The following is a 2,289-nucleotide window of genomic DNA, read 5'->3' on the forward strand; positions in this document are numbered from 1 at the left end:
AGGTAGACCTTGCCGGGCCGAAAGTTCGTGAGGGGCTCGCCACGCAGCCAGTTCTCCACTTTGATCGCAGGAGCCGGGGACCCCATACGCAGTTCCATCTTGGTGTCCAAAGTCATTCCACACCTTTCGTCTCTTTTGTCGCGGAATATTTTCCCGTCAAAATCGGACACGGTCTCGAGGGCATCGCTCCCTCTGGCTTGCTTCAGCGAAGCTCTCACCGTGTTGCCGCACATCAAGCTGCAACGGAGGTGCCAATTCCCTCAGCTCCGGTAAGCGGCGGGAAATGCTTTGAAATTCTCCACGAGGCTAAATGCGGCCGATTGTCGTGAACCCGACATGTCTTCTGCCGCTGTCGGGTTTCGCCCTATCTCTTGAGAGCTTGGACGGCTCGCCTGTGATTAGACTGGCCTCGGTCCTCGAGCAGTGGCAGTTTGGCGCCAGTTCGAAAGCGCGAACTCGCCGGCTTGGTCCTCGTGCCGCCACCGCCGCGTGTGGATTCTTGCCCCGGAGTCAAAATTCGCCTCGCGGTTGCCAACGGCGGCATGCGCTCAATGCGCGTGGCGTTGAGCCCCGACAGCACGTAATGGTACCAATTAGTGGATGCCCGTCGCTGCCTCCACTTCTCCAGCCAAGCGCTCGAACGACGCTACCTACCCACGTTCGAGCGCGACCGCGGAATCGCAGACTGCCGAACGTCAGCCGTTGCGAAAGGTGTAGCCGTACCCGTTGATCGCCGGCGCGCCGCCTAGATGTGCGTAGAGGACCCTCGATCCCTGTGGAAAGAAGCCCCTCTGGACGAGGTCGATCATCCCTTGCATCGATTTGCCCTCGTAAACGGGGTCCGTAATCATGCCCTCGAGCCGCGCGCACAAACGGATTGCCTCTTTGGTTTCCTCCGATGGAACGCCATAACCCGGGTACGCGTAGTCCATGAACAACACCACGTCTGCCTCGACAATTTCCGCTCCGAGGTGGACGAGCTTCGCTGTATTTTGGGCGATGCCGAGCACCTGCGCCTTGGTCTTGGCGGGCATGGCGGAGGCATCGATACCGATCACGTTGCGCTGTCGACCATCCTTGGCGAACCCGACGAGCATGCCGCCGTGGGTTGAACCAGTCACCGTACAGACGACGATATAGTCGAAGGCAAACCCAAGCTGCTCTTCCTGGGCACGCACCTCCTCAGCGAACCCCACATAGCCCAGGCCGCCGTATTTGTGGACAGAGGCGCCGGCAGGTATCGCATATGGCCTGCCGCCCCTTGCCTTGACTTCATAAAGTGCCTTTTCCCAGCTGCGGCGGATGCCGATGTCAAAGCCCTCGTCAACCAGGCGCACCTCTGCCCCCATGATGCGGCTCAAGAGGATATTGCCGACCCGGTCGTAGACAGCATCATCATGTGGGACCCAGCTCTCCTGGACCAGGAGGCATTTCATGCCGATCTTGGCGGCGACCGCAGCGACCATGCGCGTATGGTTGGACTGCACGCCACCGATTGTGACGAGCGTATCGGCATCTGACGCGATCGCGTCGGGCACAATGTATTCGAGCTTGCGCAGCTTGTTTCCGCCGAACGCGAGACCGGAGTTGCAGTCCTCGCGTTTGACGTAGATTTCCACCTTGTCGCCCAGATGCTTGCCGAGGCGGTCGAGCCTCTCGATCGGCGTGGGTCCAAAGGTGAGCGGATAACGTTCGAATTTTTCCAGCATGCTATCTCCAGCAAAAAAGTACCTGAACCGGCTACGCACCGGTCAGCCCAGGGGTATGGTCGCGTGTTAGCCGAACACAGATTCCCTATACGATCAGCTCAGTCATCAGAGGGTGACCAAAATTGGTGTGGGTCTGAGCACTGATCCTGTCATCCGCGCATCAAAGCAGCAGCACATGCTGGGCATTCGACCAAGCCGGGACACAGCTGAAAATTGCATTCCGCAGTTGATCAGAGTCAGACGACTGGTACCCGAGCTTTCCTGTAACCATCGGCATGCTGGCCCCTGTGGCGAGTTCCACGAGCGCGGCTAGAGGACTGCCAGATCAGAAAGAGCACGCGGCCGAAGGAGCCGGCCTGAAGCAGCAGCGAACAGGCCAGCGTCGTGACGACTGCCACACGGAGCGAATCCAAAGCGAAGTAAACCATCGACGCATTGCTGCACAGGACCAGCCCCACGAGCCGACAAAAAGATGAAGTGCACGCCGCTCCCCTGGTTTTCGCCAGATCATGTTGCGAGCTCGTCGGCCGCAACATGCGTCTGGCAGTTCTTGGGGCAGACGCGGCCGCAGGCTCCGCAG

The 2,289-nt window shown here is 59.6% G+C and carries 2 protein-coding genes and 2 pseudogenes; all 4 read right to left on the bottom strand.

Going from position 1 to position 2,289, the window contains the following annotated elements; translation table 11 throughout:
* Positions 1-98 (bottom strand): annotated as a pseudogene (locus tag EN745_RS37370) (TlpA family protein disulfide reductase); the annotation flags it as partial.
* Positions 99-695: 597 nt separating this feature from the next.
* On the bottom strand, positions 696-1,709 hold the full coding sequence (locus tag EN745_RS33765) for a 1-aminocyclopropane-1-carboxylate deaminase (protein WP_024505903.1): 1,014 nt from the start codon (positions 1,707-1,709) through the stop codon (positions 696-698).
* Between the two features lie 236 nt (positions 1,710-1,945).
* Positions 1,946-2,245 (bottom strand): exopolysaccharide production repressor protein, encoded by a 300-nt coding sequence (locus tag EN745_RS37720; RefSeq protein ID WP_095489379.1) that lies wholly within the window; start codon positions 2,243-2,245, stop codon positions 1,946-1,948.
* Positions 2,217-2,289, bottom strand: a pseudogene (locus EN745_RS37725) (ferredoxin); the annotation flags it as partial. The gene EN745_RS37720 and the pseudogene EN745_RS37725, both read right to left, overlap by 29 nt.

Source organism: Mesorhizobium sp. M4A.F.Ca.ET.022.05.2.1 (assembly GCF_003998845.1).
Classification (GTDB): Bacteria; Pseudomonadota; Alphaproteobacteria; order Rhizobiales; family Rhizobiaceae; genus Mesorhizobium.